This window comes from Roseomonas chloroacetimidivorans, assembly GCF_049629625.1.
Lineage (GTDB): Bacteria > Pseudomonadota > Alphaproteobacteria > Acetobacterales > Acetobacteraceae > Roseomonas > Roseomonas chloroacetimidivorans.
The window spans coordinates 20,792-37,905 of the sequence record NZ_JBNBZS010000027.1; the positions used below are offsets into that span (position 1 = coordinate 20,792).

13 protein-coding genes are annotated in these 17,114 nt (G+C 66.5%); 12 read left to right on the plus strand and 1 reads right to left on the minus strand.

Annotation, left to right across the window (positions count from 1 at the left end; genetic code table 11):
* Positions 1-102: 102 nt before the first annotated feature.
* The 9 genes from ACO1BU_RS19805 (at position 103) to ACO1BU_RS19845 (ending at position 13,764) form a co-directional block, all read left to right on the plus strand.
* The gene (locus ACO1BU_RS19805) at positions 103-1,731 is read left to right on the plus strand and encodes a pectate lyase family protein (protein ID WP_424137691.1); all 1,629 of its coding nucleotides are present in this window, start codon (positions 103-105) and stop codon (positions 1,729-1,731) included.
* 1,294 nt (positions 1,732-3,025) lie between these two features.
* Positions 3,026-4,330 (plus strand): TolC family protein, encoded by a 1,305-nt coding sequence (locus ACO1BU_RS19810; RefSeq protein WP_424137692.1) that lies wholly within the window; start codon positions 3,026-3,028, stop codon positions 4,328-4,330.
* Complete coding sequence (locus tag ACO1BU_RS19815) at positions 4,330-5,595, plus strand: efflux RND transporter periplasmic adaptor subunit (protein WP_424137693.1); 1,266 nt, start codon at positions 4,330-4,332, stop codon at positions 5,593-5,595. The genes ACO1BU_RS19810 and ACO1BU_RS19815 overlap by 1 nt, the downstream gene beginning before the upstream one ends.
* Positions 5,596-5,607: 12 nt before the next feature.
* Complete coding sequence (locus ACO1BU_RS19820) at positions 5,608-8,853, plus strand: efflux RND transporter permease subunit (protein ID WP_424137694.1); 3,246 nt, start codon at positions 5,608-5,610, stop codon at positions 8,851-8,853.
* A 77-nt stretch (positions 8,854-8,930) separates the two neighbouring features.
* Positions 8,931-9,308, plus strand: a complete 378-nt coding sequence (locus ACO1BU_RS19825; protein ID WP_424137695.1) for a hypothetical protein — start codon at positions 8,931-8,933, stop codon at positions 9,306-9,308.
* 106 nt (positions 9,309-9,414) lie between these two features.
* On the plus strand, positions 9,415-9,750 hold the full coding sequence (locus tag ACO1BU_RS19830) for a hypothetical protein (protein WP_424137696.1): 336 nt from the start codon (positions 9,415-9,417) through the stop codon (positions 9,748-9,750).
* A gap of 512 nt (positions 9,751-10,262) precedes the next feature.
* On the plus strand, positions 10,263-10,964 hold the full coding sequence (locus ACO1BU_RS19835) for a response regulator (RefSeq protein ID WP_424137697.1): 702 nt from the start codon (positions 10,263-10,265) through the stop codon (positions 10,962-10,964).
* Positions 10,961-12,361: a sensor histidine kinase gene (locus tag ACO1BU_RS19840; protein WP_424137698.1), complete on the plus strand. Its 1,401-nt coding sequence runs from the start codon at positions 10,961-10,963 to the stop codon at positions 12,359-12,361. The genes ACO1BU_RS19835 and ACO1BU_RS19840 overlap by 4 nt, the downstream gene beginning before the upstream one ends.
* 1,121 nt (positions 12,362-13,482) lie before the next feature.
* Complete coding sequence (locus tag ACO1BU_RS19845) at positions 13,483-13,764, plus strand: hypothetical protein (RefSeq protein ID WP_424137699.1); 282 nt, start codon at positions 13,483-13,485, stop codon at positions 13,762-13,764.
* A gap of 905 nt (positions 13,765-14,669) precedes the next feature.
* Here ACO1BU_RS19845 and ACO1BU_RS19850 read toward each other — a convergent pair.
* Positions 14,670-15,050 carry a TFIIB-type zinc ribbon-containing protein gene (locus ACO1BU_RS19850; RefSeq protein ID WP_424137700.1) on the minus strand — a complete coding sequence of 127 codons (381 nt, stop codon included), beginning with the start codon at positions 15,048-15,050 and terminating at the stop codon, positions 14,670-14,672.
* 127 nt (positions 15,051-15,177) lie between these two features.
* Between ACO1BU_RS19850 and ACO1BU_RS19855 the strand changes: the two genes are divergently transcribed.
* From ACO1BU_RS19855 to ACO1BU_RS19865, 3 genes are all read left to right on the plus strand, one after another.
* Positions 15,178-15,438 (plus strand): hypothetical protein, encoded by a 261-nt coding sequence (locus tag ACO1BU_RS19855; protein WP_424137701.1) that lies wholly within the window; start codon positions 15,178-15,180, stop codon positions 15,436-15,438.
* A 155-nt stretch (positions 15,439-15,593) separates the two neighbouring features.
* Positions 15,594-16,001, plus strand: coding sequence for a MerR family transcriptional regulator (locus ACO1BU_RS19860; protein WP_424137702.1), 408 nt, complete (start codon positions 15,594-15,596; stop codon positions 15,999-16,001).
* Between the two features lie 86 nt (positions 16,002-16,087).
* Positions 16,088-17,020: a cation diffusion facilitator family transporter gene (locus ACO1BU_RS19865; RefSeq protein WP_424137703.1), complete on the plus strand. Its 933-nt coding sequence runs from the start codon at positions 16,088-16,090 to the stop codon at positions 17,018-17,020.
* Positions 17,021-17,114: the final 94 nt, after the last annotated feature.

Consider the following 17,114-nt stretch of genomic DNA (forward strand, 5'->3'; position numbering starts at 1 on the left):
CTGCTTCTGGCATTCTTGATTGGGTTTCATGCCCCTGGGTAACGCTTGCGCGACTGAAGTGCATTCAGTGGCGGCGCGAAATTCTTTGGGGGCGAATTCTTTATGGCTACAGATAAAGTTCACGGCTTTGCTTCGATGAATGGCGGCACGACTGGCGGTGCCGGTGGTGCAACCGTGACGGTGACAACCGGTAAGGAGCTGCTAGCGGCCATTGAAAAGGCGGCGGACGCACCGCTGACCATCGTCGTGAAGGGCGAGATCACTACCGCCAACACCGGCGCCGACGTCATCGACATTGCCGGTGTCAGCAATCTCTCGATCATCGGCGCCGCGGGTGGCGCGGAGTTCGACGGAATCGGGATCCGGGTGAAGGACGGATCTTCCAATCTGATTTTCCAGAACCTCTCGATCCACGACGTGGCCAGCGGCCCCAAGGACGCCATCGGTATTGAGGGCGGATCCAACAACATCTGGATCGACCACAACGAATTCTACAGCAGCATGTCCGTCGACAAAGACTACTATGACGGCCTGCTAGACATGAAGCGCGGGGTCGAATACGTCACCGTTTCAAACAACGAGTTCCGCGACCACTATAAGGTCTCGCTCAACGGCTACTCCGACAGCGACGAGGGTGCCCGCTACGTCACCTACGATGGCAACAGCTTTGAGAACATCGGCTCCCGCGCGCCGAGCGTCCGCGACGGCGTCGCCCATGTATACGACAACTACTACAAGGACGTTGCGACCTCGGCGATCAACATGCGCATGGGCGCGATCGGGCTTATCGAGAACAACGTCTTTGAGAACGTGCGGGACCCGATCGTCAGCATCGACAGCGACAAGGTCGGCTACTGGGAACTCAACGGCAACGAGTTCACCAACGTCACCTGGGGCAAGGTCGGCAGTGGAGAGGCCAGCGCGGAGAACGGTAAGTCCACTGGGAGCTATGACGCGCCCTATGACTACACTCTGGCGGCCACCTCCAAGGTGAAGGCGCTTGTCACGAGCAATGCGGGTGTGGGCAAGCATGGCCTGAAAGTCGACAGCGGTGCGGGCACCGATGTCGCCCCCGGCGCCGATGCGGGCGGCGACACCAACTCTGGAACCGACACGGATACGGATACCGGGACGGACGTCGGCGCCACCCCCGCCACCCCGTCCGAGCCGGGCAACGATGCCCTGACGCTGGCCGGAACCGGCGCTGCGGACGTCTTGAAGGGCGGAGTGAGTGACGACGTGCTGAGCGGCGGCGGCGGAACCGACGATCTCAGCGGCGGTGACGGCGATGACACCCTCTCCGGGGGGACGAATCACGACGTCCTGTCCGGCGGGAATGGCGATGATACGGTCGGTGGCAACAACGGCAACGATCTGCTGGCTGGCGGTCTTGGGGCGGACGTGCTCAGCGGCGGGGGCGGTGACGACCTCTTCGTCTTCATGAGCTTCAAAGACAGCCTTTTCGGCGATGACCGCGACGTCATCACCGACTTCACCCCGCATGACCGAATCGACCTCAGCGCGATCGATGCCCTGACCGGTAAAAGCGGTGACCAGGCCTTCGACTTCATCGGGACCCAGGACTTCACCGGTGAGGCGGGCGAGCTGCACGTCATCAGTGAGGGGGAGTTCTCGGTTGTGGAGGGCGATGTGGACGGCGACGGGACGGCGGACTTCCAGATTGGACTGGCAGGCAGCCCGAGCCTCGCCGCCAGCGACTTCATCCTCTGAGTGAACATGGTGGGGCGCGGAAGGATCTGCGCCCCACCAAGCCGACGGTTCAACCCATGGCCAGCGGCGCGGGTGAAGGCATATCTGTCTTCGGTTGGTCTCTGGTTGGTGACGCTGGATCGTGTTGTAGGCCCAGCGCTCGCGATAGATGCGGGTCAGGGCCGCGAGGCACCGCGCTGGTCATGCAATGCGCCTCCCCCAGAAACCGCCCCTCGAAATGGGGACCCGACATGGCCAAAGGTGCCCAACCGGCGGGTTGAGCAGGCCTGGGGCGGTGGGAAGCCATACCCGGATTCCAGTGCTGACGAGAATTGAGACTGAGCCACCGCCAGGGCGCATCTCTGGACGATCACAGTTCATTCTTGGTTCGCACAGGTGGAATGCCCCCCTGCGCCCCGGACGTGCGGTAGTCGCCCGAAGCCATTGATGTCGGGAGGCAGCATCCTTCCCCCCGGACAGCCTGCACCGGCTCCGCGTCAGGGTCTGCGGATCTTGCCTTGGTCGGGTCCTGACTTGCCCAACGGATCAACGTACCTTCCCAGGATGCAGACCGCCTGCTTCATGTTTCCTGTGGGCGTGGACTGACGGTCGGCCGAGAGGAGTATGTGAGCCGATTGGTGACCAAAGCGTCCCGGGCGACTCGGCTGGCAGCCGGGCGAAGACAGCTACCGGCAGCAGCGGAGACCCTCCCAGGGAACAATGGTTGAGCGGCTCGTCCTGCCGGGAACTTGAATGAGCCCGGTGCCGCCTGGGCTGTTACCAAGTGAGCCTGAGCTGTTACCAAGTGATATGCCGCGGTGCGTGACAGGCGCACACCAATGAGGTAGACGCACCCCAGCATGTGTTCCGAAACCACATCGCCGTTCGTTGCTGCCTGCCGTCGCGGGCTCTCGGCGCTGCTGTGCGTTCTCATGCTCCTGATGGCGGTGGGACCGACTGACCTGCCCCTGGAAACGGGCTCGTCCCATGCCGGTCGGGTCTCCATCGCCGCGGCGAACGAAGGTTCGGACGATCCGCCGTTGGGGCCGGACACACTTCCCTGCCATGCGGCACACCATGTTTGCGGCAAGGTGACGCCGCTGCCGCCCAGCGTCGTGGCTGGTTTGCCGTCTGAGACGGGGCGACAAGCAGTGCCCACGCCGGTAACGACGCACGTCCTGGTGTCCGACGTTTCGGAACTCCCCACAAAGCCACCCCGCGCCTAGCAGCCCGCCCTTTCCTACCCGTCCGGCGTAGATGCCCCTGAGGCGTCTTCCTCCGGCCGGTCCGCGGCCCGCTAAGACTAGGTGCATTCATGCGATTCAAGTTTGTCTGGCTGGCGGTTTCGCTTGCCGCCACACCGGCCATCGTGCTCGGGCAGGACGCCCGCGCCCAGTCGGGCCCGGTCACGATCAACTCCCCTCAGCAGGCGGTGGACACAGCTCTCGCCCGTTCGTCGGCGCTGCGGGGCGCCGGGGCCGCGCGGCAGGCCGTCCAGGCCGACGCGCTCCAGGCGCGGCTTCGGCCGAACCCGGAGGCATCGGTAACCTTCGAGAACTTCGGCGGTGTCGGCGGACGGGGGGAATACCGGGGCGGGCGCTCCGTGGAGACGACAGTTGGAGTTGCCCAGAGGGTCGAGCTGGGCGGCAAGCGGTCCGCCCGCATCGGGTTCGCCGCCCGGAGCGGTGACGTCGCGGGCCTGGAGTACCAGGGGGCCCGGCTGGACCTCGCGCGCGATGTGATCACGGCGCTCGCCGACGCGGAGGCCGCGTCCCGGCTCGTTGCGGTTGAGCGGGAGCGCGCCCGGCTGGCTGGGGAGACACTCAGGGCCGCCCGTGCACGGGTTGAGGCGGGCCGGGAGCCGCCCTTGCAGGCGCAACGCGCGGAGGTCGTGCGGACCACGGCCGAGATCGCTGCCGAGCGGGCCCAGCGGGAGGTTGAGATCTCCCTGGCGGAGCTCGCGGTCCTGATCGGGGCCCCCCAGGTCGAGATTGCGCCGCGGCAGCGTTGGTTCGAGGATGTCGGCCCCGCACCGCGACCGCCCGTTCCGGCCGACCCGCTTGCACGGCTCGTCGGGAATCCGGACCTGACGCGCTTGGACGCGGCGGTCGCCCAGCAGCGGGCTAACCTTTCCCTCCAGCGTGCCACAGCGGTCCCGGACGTCACCGTCCAGGGGCAGGTGCGCCGCTTCCAGGACACTGGGGAGACCGCCTTCGTGGCGGGGGCATCCATCCCCCTGCCGTTCAGCGACCGCAACCAGGGCGGCATTGCCAGGGCGCAGGCCGAGCTGCTGCGCGCCGAGGCGGAGGCCGACCGCGGCCGCGCGGCGCTGGCGGCGTCGCTCGTCGCGGCCGAGCAACGGGTGGCCTCGGCTTGGCGTTCTGTCCAGAGCCTGAAGCGCGATGCCGTGCCCGCCGCCGAACAGGCCGCGCGTTCCGCGTCCGGCGGCTTCGCCGAGGGCAAATTCAGCTTCCTCGAGGTGCTGGACGCCCAGCGCGCTCTGTCGGACGCCCGCGCCCAGCTCATCGACGCCTACCGCGAGTTCCACACGCGCCGCGCCGCCGCCGACCGCCTGCGCGGCAATCTACCCTCCAGCCAGACGAACGGGAGTGCCCGGTGATGCCCCGTCTTACCTTTGCCGCTGGTGCCGCCCTGGGCGGGTTGGCGCTCGCCACCGCCTTCCCCTCCATCCCCCAGACCGCCCGCAGCCTCGTGGGTCTTCCGATGGCTCCCGCTGCCGGGGCGGCGCAGTCCAGCGCACCCGCGCGGACACCGCCCGCGCAGACCGCGGACAAGCACGGGCACGGCGGGGGAGAGGAGGAGCATGGCGAAGAGGGCAAGATCGCCATGACGGCCGAGCAGGTGGCCGCTGCCGGGATCCAGGTCGCCGCGGTCCAGGGCGGAACCCTCGTGAGCCGCACGGCCGTTCCCGGTGCCCTCTCAGCAAGCCAGGACCGGCTGGCGCGGGTCACGGCCCGCCTCGCTGGAACGATCTCCGAGGTCCGTAAGGGTCTCGGTGACGAGGTGAGCAAGGGCGAGGTGCTCGCCGTGATCGAGAGCCGCGAGATCGCCGACGCTAAAGGCGAGTTCCTGGCGACCACGCGCCAGGCCGCCCTCGCCGAAACCACCCTGAACCGCGAGACCAGGCTCTGGCGCCAGCGGATCTCGGCCGAGCAGGACTTTCTGCAGGCCCGCGCTGCCGCGGAGGAGGTCCGTATCAAACTGGACCTCAGCCGCCAGCGCCTCTCCGCCCTCGGCCTGTCCGACGATGAGATCGCGGCTCTTCCCCGCCAGCCCGCGGCGTCCCTGCGCCGCCACGAGGTGCGCGCGCAGATCGCGGGTCGGGTGACCGCCCGCGCCGCGGTCCTCGGTGCCGCGGTCGCTGCGGACGCAGAGCTCTTCACCGTGGCGGACCTTTCCAGCCTCTGGGTCGAGATGACGATCCCGCCCCGTGACCTGCCGATGGTGAAGCAGGGCCAGAACGTCGTGGTCACCGGCGAGGGAGATGCACGCGGCGAAGCCCGCATCATCTTCCTCAGCCCCCTGCTGGACCCGGAGACCCGCTCCGCCCGCTCCGTCGCCGAACTCCCCAACTCCGATGGCCTCTGGCGGCCCGGTGCCTTTGTCACCGCCCACCTCGCCACCGCGGAGCAGCCAGTCGACGTGTTGGTGCCGCGGGACGCCGTGCAGGAAGTCGAGGGAAAGAAGGTTGTCTTCGTTCGGACGGAGGACGGCTTCGAGACACGGGAGGTCGCCCTCGGGCGCGAGGACGCGACTGGGTTCGAGGTCATCTTCGGGCTGGATGCCGAAACGGAGATTGCGGTGGGCAACGCCTTCTCGCTCCGCGCCGAGCTCAGCAAGTCCGAAGCCGGTCACGCCCACTGAGGAGCACTTGGCATGATCGGACCCATTCTGGACTTCTCCGTCCGCAATCGCTGGACCGTGATGCTGCTGGCGCTGATCGCGGCCAGCATCGGCGCCTGGTCGCTTGCCCGGCTGCCCATCGACGCTACGCCGGACATCACCAACAATCAGGCACAGATCAACACCCTCGCGCCCTCCCTCTCTCCCTATGAGATCGAGAAGCAGGTCACCTTTCCAATCGAGACCGCGCTGGCAGGTATCCCGGGACTGGAGAGCACGCGCTCCATCTCGCGCAACGGCTTCAGCCAGGTCACCGCGGTGTTCACCGAGAGCACCAATATCTACTTCGCCCGCCAGCAGGTGCTGGAGCGCCTGATCGAGGCGCGCGAGGCCATGCCGGAGGGGGTGGAGCCCCGCCTCGGGCCGGTCTCCACCGGCCTGGGCGAAGTGACCATGTGGACGGTCCGCTTCGCCGACCGCAAGCCGGGCGACACCGTCCCTGACGGTGCCCCGGGCTGGCAGGCTGACGGCTCCTATGTGACGCCGGAGGGCGAACGCCTGACCGACGCGGCCGCACGGGCGACCTATCTGCGGACAGTGCAGGACTGGATCATCCGGCCGCAGCTGCGCAACGTGCCGGGCATCGCGGGCGTGGACGCCATCGGCGGCTACACCAAGCAGTACGTGGTCCAGCCCGACACCGCCCGGCTCATCGCCCTCGGTCTGAGCTTCAGCGACCTGGCCTCCGCGGTTGAGCGGAACAACGTCAGCACCGGCGCGGGCTACGTGGAGCGCGGCGGCGAAGGTCTGGTCGTGCGCTCGGGCGGTCGCGTCACGAGCGTCGCGGAACTGGAGCAGGTGGTCGTCGCGACACGCGAGGGGACTCCAATCCTCCTGCGGGACGTCGGGCGCGTGACCACGGGGCAGGCACCCCGGACCGGCAGCGCGAGTGGCAATGGACAGGAGCTGGTGGTCGGCACGGCTCTCATGCTCATTGGTGAGAACAGCCGAACCGTCGCCGCCGCCGTCCATGCGAAGGTGGACGAGCTGAGGCGTACCCTCCCACGCGGGATCGAGGCGACCGCCGTCCTCGATCGCGGCATCCTCGTGGACGCCACCATCCACACGGTGGCCAAGAACCTCGGCGAGGGCGCCCTGCTGGTGGTCGCGGTGCTGTTCCTGATGCTGGGCAATATCCGCGCGGCGGTGATCACGGCCGCAGTCATTCCGTTCACCATGCTCCTCACGGCCTTCGGCATGGTCCGGGGCGGCATCAGCGCCAACCTGATGAGCTTGGGTGCCCTGGACTTCGGGCTCATCGTGGACGGCGCCGTCATCATCACGGAGAACAGCCTGCGGCACTTGGCGGAGCGCCAGCACGAGAAGGGCCGGGAGCTGACGCTGCAGGAGCGGCTCCGAACGGTCGCGGAGAGCGCGAGGGAGATGATCCGCCCCTCGCTCTACGGCCAGGCCATCATCATCCTTGTCTATGCCCCGCTGCTGACCTTCACTGGCGTCGAGGGCAAGATGTTCATTCCGATGGCGTTGACCGTCATCATCGCCCTCGCCTTCGCCTTCGTGCTGTCGCTGACCCTCGTTCCCGCGCTGATCGCCATCGCGATCACCGGACGGGTGAAGGAGCACGAAGTGTGGCTCGTCCGCATCCTCAAGCGAGCTTACCTCCCCGCGCTCGGCAGGGCGCTGCGGATGCCTGTGCCGATCATCACGATTGCCGCCCTGCTCTTCGCAGGGTCCCTCACCCTCTTCGGGCGTCTCGGACAGGAGTTCATCCCGACGCTCGACGAAGGCAACCTCGCGATGCAGGCACTCCGTATCCCCAGCACCTCGCTGGCCCAGTCCCAGGCCATGCAGTCTGTGCTGGAACGGCGGATCTCCGCGCTCCCGGAGGTAGCCATCATCTACTCCAAGACGGGCACAGCCGAGGTGGCATCCGACCCGATGCCGCCCAACGCCTCCGACACCTTCATCATCCTCAAGCCCCGCGCCGAATGGCCTGATCTGTCCCTCTCCAAAGCGGAGCTGGTCCGCCGCATCGAGCAATCGGTCGCGGGCATCCCCGGCAACGCGCTGGAGTTCACCCAGCCCATCCAGATGCGCTTCAACGAGCTGTTGGCGGGTGTGCGCGGCGACCTGGCCGTGAAGGTGTTCGGGGACGAGTACGGTCCGATGCTGCGCGTCGCGGGCCAGATCGCCGGAATCCTGAACGGAATTGAGGGCGCAGCCGACGTGAAGGTGGAGCAGGCGACAGGCCTGCCTTTCCTGGAGATCACGGTGAACCGGACCGAGGTCGCCCGGCGCGGGCTGAGCATCGCTGACGTGCAGGCGGTGATTTCGGCGGCTGTCGGCGGCCGGGAGGCCGGGATGGTCTACGAGGGCGACCGGCGCTTCGCCATCGTGGTCCGCCTCCCAGAGGCCCAGCGCGGCAACTTCGAGACACTGCGGAGCCTGCCGGTGCCGCTGCCTCCCGTCGCCGGGCGACCTGCGGCGTCGGTGCCTCTGCAACAGGTCGCGTCTCTCCGCGTCGTGGAAGGGCCGAACCAGATCAGCCGTGAGCAGGGACGGCGCCGCGTCGTCATTCAGGCCAACGCCCGCGGTCGCGACATCGGCTCCATCGTGGCCGAGGCGCAGGCGCGGGTGGAGGCTGAGGTTCAGCTGCCGCCCGGCTACACCGTCACCTGGGGAGGCCAGTTCGAGAACCTGGCCAAGGCCCGGGAACGGCTGAGCGTGGTGGTGCCCGCCTGCTTCCTGCTGATCATCGTCCTCCTCTACGCGGCCCTTGGGTCCGTGCGGGACGCTCTCCTCGTGTTCAGCGGCGTGCCGCTGGCCCTCTCGGGCGGCCTGCTGGCCCTCTGGCTCCGCGACATGCCCTTCTCGGTCCCGGCTGCCGTCGGCTTCATCGCCCTGTCCGGCGTCGCGGTGCTGAACGGGTTGGTGATGGCGACCTCCATCCGCGGTCTGATGGAGCAGGGTCATCTGTCCCTTCGGGACGCGGTGTTCCAGGGCGCCATGACCCGGCTCCGGCCGGTGGCCATGACAGCCCTGGTGGCCTCTCTAGGCTTCGTGCCCATGGCCATCGCGACCGGCGCCGGGGCCGAGGTGCAGAAGCCGCTGGCGACCGTGGTCATCGGCGGCCTGATCAGCGCGACCCTACTCACGCTGCTCGTCCTTCCCGCGCTGTACGTCCGGTTCGGGCGTGTGCACGCGGCTGCGGCGAGTGAAGAACACGCGACCGGGGCGCGCCCCGCCCCGGCGGAGTGAACCGTCGCGTGGAGACGCGACACCATCGTGGGTTCGCCGCTCGCCCATTCGGACAACCAAGACAAGGAGACTGCCATATGAAGAAACTGATCCTCGCTGCCTTCGCGGCCATGTCGCTGTCGGCCGGTGCCCTTGCGCAGGGCCATCAAGGTCATGCCGACAAGGGCTCGCACGGCGGCCCGATGCAGGATGTCGTCGGCGTCCACGCCGAACTCCTGCTCGCGGAGCGCACGCTCACCGTCCACCTCTACGGCGAGGACGGTAAGCCGGTGCCGTCAGCCGGATACTCGGCGTCCGCCCTCATCGGAACGGGCCAGGCGCGCCAGGTCGTCCAGCTCACGCCGAGCGGCGAGAACGTGCTGACGGGCACGGCACCGAACGCCGTCGCGCGGGGAACCTCGCTCACGCTGCAGGTCAAGGCACCTGGCGGGCGGACCGGCCAGGCGAGGTTCTGATGCCCAGCCGCGGTTGTCGGCGCCCTTCGCAGGGCATCGACGACCGCGGGACCAGCTTCCGCGGGAGCGAGCTGCACACCTTTCTTCAAGCTGACGAGGTGATCCCATGGATCTGAGGTCCCTTTCCGTTGTCGCGGCATCCTGCATCGCGTTGGGCCAGGGCGCGTCGGCGCAGGTACCTGGGGCCGCACAGGAGTACGACGTTCCGTTCGCGCCGGTGCACAGCGTGCCCCTCACCCAGTCGCTGCCGCGCCTGATCGCCGAGGGCTGGCAGATCGCGGCGGTGTCCTACAGCACCCGGACCTTCGCCTACCACCTGGTCAAGGACGGTGCGTTGGCCCTCTGCCTTTCGGAACTGGGAAGGGTGCCTTTCGGGAGCGAGTGCATCCAACTCGTCGACGGGGCGGCTCCGGCCTCGGGCACCAGCCCGCCACCCCGCTAGGAACGCGGCTGGCGGCTGGTGGAATGGACGTGTGCATGGGCACGGGTCGCGGCGACGCCGGAGAGAGCGCCGACGCCGCCACGCGCCGAAAGGTGCGCGCGTTGCAGGTCAAGTCACCGGGTGCCGGATCGGCCAAGCAAGGTCCAAGCCGAGAATCGCCGTTGACGCGCTGTCGCTGGATGGAGGGTCACCTGCCGGACCGTCGACGCGAACTCAAGCACACACTTCGAATTTGATGGAGGGCACCGCATGCCCATGCTTTGGCTCCTCGCACCCGGAATGTCCCGGGCAGTTGCATTAAGGGGAGACCGCGCCGAACAGAACGGGACAGCCTCTGAGCGCAACGTTCCCACGCCGCATGACACAGACTTCATCGAGTGCCGGAGATGACAGGACGGCCACTCGAGCCTGGGTGCGGCGGGGCGACAGAACAGTCGCCTGCAGGTTCCACACCGTCCCTCCCCTCGCCGCACCCTGTCGCTTCCCTGCAAGGAGAGGGGCGCCACATCCTGGTGGTCGAAGACGACGAGGAAATGCGGAAGCTCCTCCTGTCGCACCTCCGCCGCAGTGGCTTCCGCGCCAGCGGCGCGCGGGACAGCGTCGAGATGCAACGGCTCCTCATCACCGCACAGGTGGACCTCGTCCTCCTCGACGTGATGCTGCCAGGCCGCTCCGGTTACGAGCTCTGCCGCGAACTGCGCACCCAAGGTGCCATGCCCATCATCCTTCTCACCGCGCTCGGAGAGATGGCAGATCGCGTAATGGGCCTGGAGATCGGGGCGGACGACTTCATCGTGAAGCCAGCCGATCCTCGCGAACTAATCGCTCGGATCAGGGCCCTGCTCAGGCGGGCCGAAAGCAAGGAGGGGCAGCCCGGCGCACGCGAGGTGGCCCGCTTCGCCGGTTGGTCTCTGGACACTCGGACACGGGAACTGTTCAGGCCCGATGGAGCGGGGGTGGATCTAACGAGCGGCGAGTACGACGTGCTGCTGGTCTTCGCAGAACGGCCGCAGCGGATACTGACCCGCGACCAGCTCCTCGACCTCGCGCGCAACCGGCCCTTCGGCGGACTCAGCCGGTCCATGGATGTGCAGGTCAGCCGCCTTAGGGCCAAGCTGGACAGCATCCCCGAGGCAGAAGGCCGCCCCTCACTCATCAAGACCGTGCGGGGTGCCGGGTACATGTTCACAAGCCCAGTGGAGTGGTCTGGGTGAGACGTTTCCTGCCGCGCTCGCTCGCCACCCGTATGCTCGCGGCCCTGCTCCTCGGCTTCGCCGTGCTGTTCGCGGCCTTGGTCGGCGTTCACGATTTCCTTCTTCGCCATGCGGTGGATTGGAGTACGGAAGAGCTGCTCTCCCAGCGCCTAGCCACGCTCCTGGATGCGGTGGCCGCCGCTCCGGAGGCGGCCCGAGAAGGCATCGCGCAGGCGCTCTCAAGGCCCGGCCTCCAGATTCGCCGCATTCTGGACCAGTTGCCGATGAACGATGGTCCATCGACCGACGTTGCAAGGCGCATCTCGGAGCGCACTAGAGCGCTCATCGTGCTGGCAACCGAGCTTCGCATCGATTCAGTGCGATTGGAGCCGGGGAGCGGCCACGTCGTTGGGATCAACGCTTCGGCGCGGCTGGATGACGGCTCACGGCTCGGCGTCGAGATGACCACCTTCGACCTGCTCTCTGCGGAGCTGCGGGCTCTGTACGCCTACGCGGGGGCATTCGGCTTTGCCCTGCTGCTCGCGGTCGGGTTCGCAGCCCGCTCAGTCGCGGCGCCTGTGGCCTCGCTGGCGGCCGCCGTCGCGCGGATCGACCTCGCGCAGGAGGCACCCTCCCTCTCGGCCGCCGGTCCAAGCGAGGTGCGGCAACTTGCCGCCGCATTGAACGACATGGCTGCCCGTACTCGTGACGCGTTCCGGCAACGGACCCTCGCGCTCGGTGCCCTGTCGCACGACCTCATGTCTCCCATTGCTCGCCTGCACCTGCGCGCGGAGGACCTCCCGGAGGATGCGCGCGAGCCGATCCGTCGCGACCTAGCGGAGATGGAGACGATGGTGTCTGATGTCCTGGCGTACCTTCGTGGCGGGCACGGCGGCGAGCCTGCGCGTCCGCTCGCGATAACCGCGCTCGTGCGAAGTGTGGCGCACGAGTTTGCAGATGCTGGCGAACTGGTCGAGGAACGCCGCATGGACGAGCGCGCAGTGGTGAACGTCCGCCGGGTCGCGCTCAAGCGCGCCATCACAAATCTCGTCACCAACGCCATCCGGCATGGCCACGGTCCCTGGGTGGAGGTTGAGGGAACGGCCGACGCAGTGCTGGTGCGCGTGGGCGATAGTGGCCCCGGAATCCCGGCAGTGGATCTGCCCCGCGTGACCGAACCCTTCTTCCGCGGCGACCGGGCGCGCACCGCAGGCGGTGGCAGCGGTCTCGGCTTGGCGACCGTCCGCGCCATCGCCGAGGCGCATGGTGGATCCCTTGAGATCAAGAGCACACCCGGCGAGGGCACCACCGCGACGGTGAGTCTGCCCCGCAACTTGCAGCCAAACCAACATGCGCCGGTTCGATGCCTCGGTCGCCCAGAGCCAGCGGGCGACCGCCATCCGCCTAAGACAGTTTGACGCCCCTAGCGAGCCGGGACAGCAAGGTCGGTAACGCGAAATGGTCTAGCGCCCGAGGTCGCACCAGTCGAGCTAGTTGTCGCCTGTGAAAGAACAACACCGGTCGCCTTGTCGATGCTGTAGACCGAGTCGTAGACAGTCGAGCCGTCCATGAGGCTCCTCAGCACGCCCTCAACCACCCATGCCTGGCGTGTCTCGCCGCCCTCCATCCGGAATGGTCTTTCGCCAGTCACGCGAAAGCTCTCCTCGAAGGGTGTCTGGTAGAGCGGGTTAGCTGCGCTTACCAACCGATAACGGGCCCTGGATGAGCGCCCCGTGGCGAGCGGAAAAAGGGAGGCTAGCGCCTGGCGGCGTGTGGCTTCGTTCACCGGGTGTGTCGCCAAGAGGCCCCCGAGGGCACGAGACGTTCCACCATCCGGTGTACTGACCAAGCATACAGCAGGATCGGTCGGATCCGATCCACCATAGCGGATGCGGGTACCGTTGTCGCGCACCGCAACTGTTTCCGCTGGCGGACAGACGACACCGGCGAGCGGAGTCGCGGAATTGGGTGCCGAAGCCATTTGATCCGCCGAGCAGCCAGCGAGCGCCAGCGCCGTGCCAACCAGAGCCAGCGATGCGTGAATGCTTTTCATGTAAAGGACCCCTCCCCAACAGAATGTTGGTAGGGAGAATTTGCATCGGCATTAATTGCCTGAACAATAAGAATAGCGCTTTTTCGCTAGTCCTGCAAAAAGACGATGCCGCCCAGACATCATATGAAACAGTTTTGAAATACTCTGAAAGGCGGGAGTGTGAACGCGGCCCCGGCAAGAACGCTTCAGTGCGCTGAAACCCCTTTCTATAGGCTTGGCCCGCCGCGGTTGCCCATGACCAGAGACCCCGCCTGCGTCTGAGAGCAGGGGCTCATTCGACGTTAGATGGCCCGCTCGCAAACGTCTTCCGCAAAGAAGGCCAGGAGATGTTTACTCCACAGAAACACACTAGAAAACATCCAGACATAATTGGGCTATAACATATCACTTACAAAGAGATACAGTTACTTCATTGAAAATCGACGTCCGGTGACTATTTTATAAGGTGTAGCGGAAACAATCCGCCATTAACACGGAGATAAAACGATGCTCAACACCAACCTCACCAAGAGCCTTGCCACGCTGGGGCTGGCGGCCGCTCTGCTGGCCCCGGTTGCCGCTCAGCCCGCGTTCGCCGGTGAGGGTGCTTATCGGACTTCGACCTATCAGACCCAGGTTGCCTCCCGAGAGAACCTTGAGCCGCACAGCGACGCGTCGCACCACCGCATGGAGTCCCGGTCGATGAACGCCTACGGCGTGCAGCAGGGCAGCAGCAGGACGCTGCTGGAGCAGAGCGGCGCCACGGGTGGTGGTGGTCAGGGAAGCTGACGCCCATCTCCGGCGCGGGACCGTTTAGGGTCCCGCGCCTTGATGGCGCCGCCGCCTGTGCTTCGACCACCTCCACCATCAGATGGCCACTACCTGCTGCCGCCGCGCTTTGGCGCTCGCCTTGTGCTGTCCGAAGCGCGAACCTAGCGCATGGCGAGATTCTTGTCGGCTAGCTGCCAGGAGGGCGCCTTCCATCTTCTCGGCCTTGAAGCCGCCTTCGCGCTCGCCATGCCAAACGGCTCGGGCAGCTAGCGTGAGGAGGGGAGCGCCGGTCTGCGAACGATTCCCTCTCCTCCCTACCGGCACCTGTGGCTTTATGCTGATTGCCGTTCGTGTGCTCGGAGAAGGTTCGGTCAGCCAAGCCAGGATACTCGAGGGCCTGATCACAGAGGCGGGCTTCATCGGCGGAGGCGCGATCTTGAAGCACGCTAAGCGGTCGTCAGGCACCGCCACCGTGGCAGCTGAGGCACGGATGCGCTCGGAGGTGCTAGGCTACGGCCCTACGACATTGCGGCGGCCTGACTGTTACGACCTTCGTCGCCCTGCGGTGGATGCAGGGCTTGAAATGAAAGAGACCGTGCCAGACCCGACCACCCGTGACGGCCGCATCGATAGTCACGCTGCAGGACAGCACCAGCGGACAGTCGGACTGTAGAGCAGACTCGCGCGACAGGCGTTGGTCATGACGGTATCCAGCATGCACCCATGCCGCTGGTCCCCCGGATGCCTCAACCGGGAAGCACCCGAAACTACGGAGGCACCGATTTGCTGCCGATGCCCGGATAGGCGTCACAATGAATTCTTCAAGGCGCACGCTGCCACGCAGTTGTGGTCAGCAGCACGCATCTCCTATCGGGGCAGGTGGCTACGGCGCTCCGAACAGCCTCTTCCATCCGCGGGCAACATCAGTCGAATAGACGTCCGAGGAACGAGTTGTGTCCTCTGCGGTCGCCATGGGCGCCGCCATGCCCACGATGGCCTTGGTCATGTCCACCGTGCCCGCCGTACTCCGGCGCCCAGCCGGTCGGTGGGGGCGCGCCCGTGAGCCAAGGGCTCGGCTGCGCGGCCACGGGTGGCTGGCCCTGCGGGATGGGCTGAGCCTGCGGCTGCTGGAACTGGGCGCTCCGCTCAATAATCTTATCCAGTTCCCCGCGATCGAGCCATACGCCGCGGCATTGAGGGCAAAAGTCGATTTCGATGCCCTGACGGTCACTCATGACGAGATCGATGCGACAACGGGGACACGGCATGCCGACGGCTGGCCGGTCAGTAATGGGATCACTCATGAGCTTCCTTCAAGTCCGGCGGTGTTCGAAGCGATGCATTGAGATATCGAGGTGACGGCGAGGACCGCCCATAGGACCTCGCCGCCGTACCCGCTCTTCAGGGCTTCGGTGGCGCGCTCTTGTCGCGATGCCCATGCTCGTCGAGGTCGCCCGGCTGGTGACCAGGATGGTCATGGTGAGGTCCGGGCTTCTCGGTCACGCTCTTGTCACGATGGCCATGCTCGTCGAGATCACCCGGTGTGTGGCCGGGGTGATCATGGTGTTGGCCAGGAACTTCCTGCACCGACTTGTCGCGATGGCCGTGCTGATCGAGGTCGCCCGGCTTGTGACCCGGGTGCTCGTGGTGCTCACCAGGCTTCTCTTGCGACATGTGCCTCTCCTTGCGTGACTAACGGGAAGGGCCGATGCGCCTCGGCGCCACGCTCGCGCACCAGTGTGCGGGAGCGCGAAGACCGAGCGCGCGGCCACCGAACGGCTGAGTGTCACTTCATCCGCCCGACGGTCTCGTGCTACTTGCTCTAGCCGCTAGAGGAGCAAGCGAGCGTGGAACACGTCATCGCGATCGGAACGGTCTCGAGGATGGCGCGGGTGAAGATCCCGACGATACGCTACTACGAGTCTGTCGGCCTACTGCCTGCGCCAGCGCGAACCGATGGCAACCGGCGGACCTACGACATGGCGGATGTTCGCCGCATCAGGTTCATTCGCCATTCGAGAGCTCTCGGCTTCAGCCTGGATGCCATACGCCAGCTGCTCAAGCTCGCTGGAATGCCAGAGCAACCCTGCGACGGGGCGGACGCTATCGCCCGGGAGCATCTGGAGGCGATTGAGCGGAAAGTGGTTCAGCTCACCGCCTTGAGCGGAGAGCTGAAGTCGATGCTCGAACGTGGCGCTCATGGCAGCATTGCCGAGTGCCGCGTAATCGAGGTCCTCGCAGGCGAGGACGACTGAGGACATTCTTCGCTTGATCCTCAAGCCACTAGAGGTGCGATGCAGTAGTCGACGGATCGGAGCTCGGTCCCAGTTCGGAGATTCGCATGGGCCAAGGTCACGACCACGCCGGAGGAAATGCCAACGCCACGGCGCTCGGAAAGGCGCTCGCGCTGACGGGCGGCTTCCTCCTGGCGGAGGTGGCGGGAGCGCTCGTCTTTAACAGCCTGGCGCTGCTGTCCGACGCCGCGCATATGCTGACGGATGCCGCGGCCCTGGCCGTTGCGTTGATGGCGATCCGGATCGGGCGACGGCCAGCCGACCGGCGCCGCAGCTGGGGATATCACCGGTTCGAAATCCTGGCGGCGGCGTTCAACGCATCGCTGCTTTTCCTTGTCGCGATGTACATCCTCTACGAGGCCTGGGGCCGGTTCCGCACGCCAGCCGAGGTCAGCAGCGTCGGAATGCTCCTCGTTGCGGCCGTCGGGCTTGCGGTGAATTGGATTTCCATGCGGCTCCTGGCTGGGGGCAGTGAGGGCAGCCTGAACGTCAAGGGCGCCTACCTCGAGGTCTGGAGCGACTTCCTGGGCTCGGTTGCCGTCATCGTGGGAGCCGCCATCATCTGGGCGACGGGATGGACTTGGGTTGACCCCGTCCTGGGTGTCGCGATTGCGCTATGGGTCCTGCCCCGCACTTGGACCCTTTTGTCAGAGGCGATCGACGTGCTGCTCGAGAGCGTGCCCCGCGGGATAGACCTGGACGCCGTCGACACAGCCATCAGGGAAACCCCTGGGGTGCGGGACGTGCACGACCTGCATGTCTGGGCCTTAACCAGCGGCAAGGTGGCGCTGTCCAGCCACGTTGTGGTCGATCCTTCCCTTACTCGAGAGGACTATCTGGAGGACGCCCTGGCTACCATGCTGGCCGCCCGGTTCGGCATCACGCACGCGACGGTGCAGGCCGAGGCACCGGGAGCCCATGGAGGCGTTCTGCCCGAGGATTGGCACGCGCCACCCACAGACACGGGACCCGAGAGGTGAAGTGCCAAGAGGGTCGGCAGCTCGGGGTGTTCTTGCGAAAGCATGAAGCAGCTTCGGCAAGTGTCCTGGATTGCTCGGGTAGATGCAGGAGTTT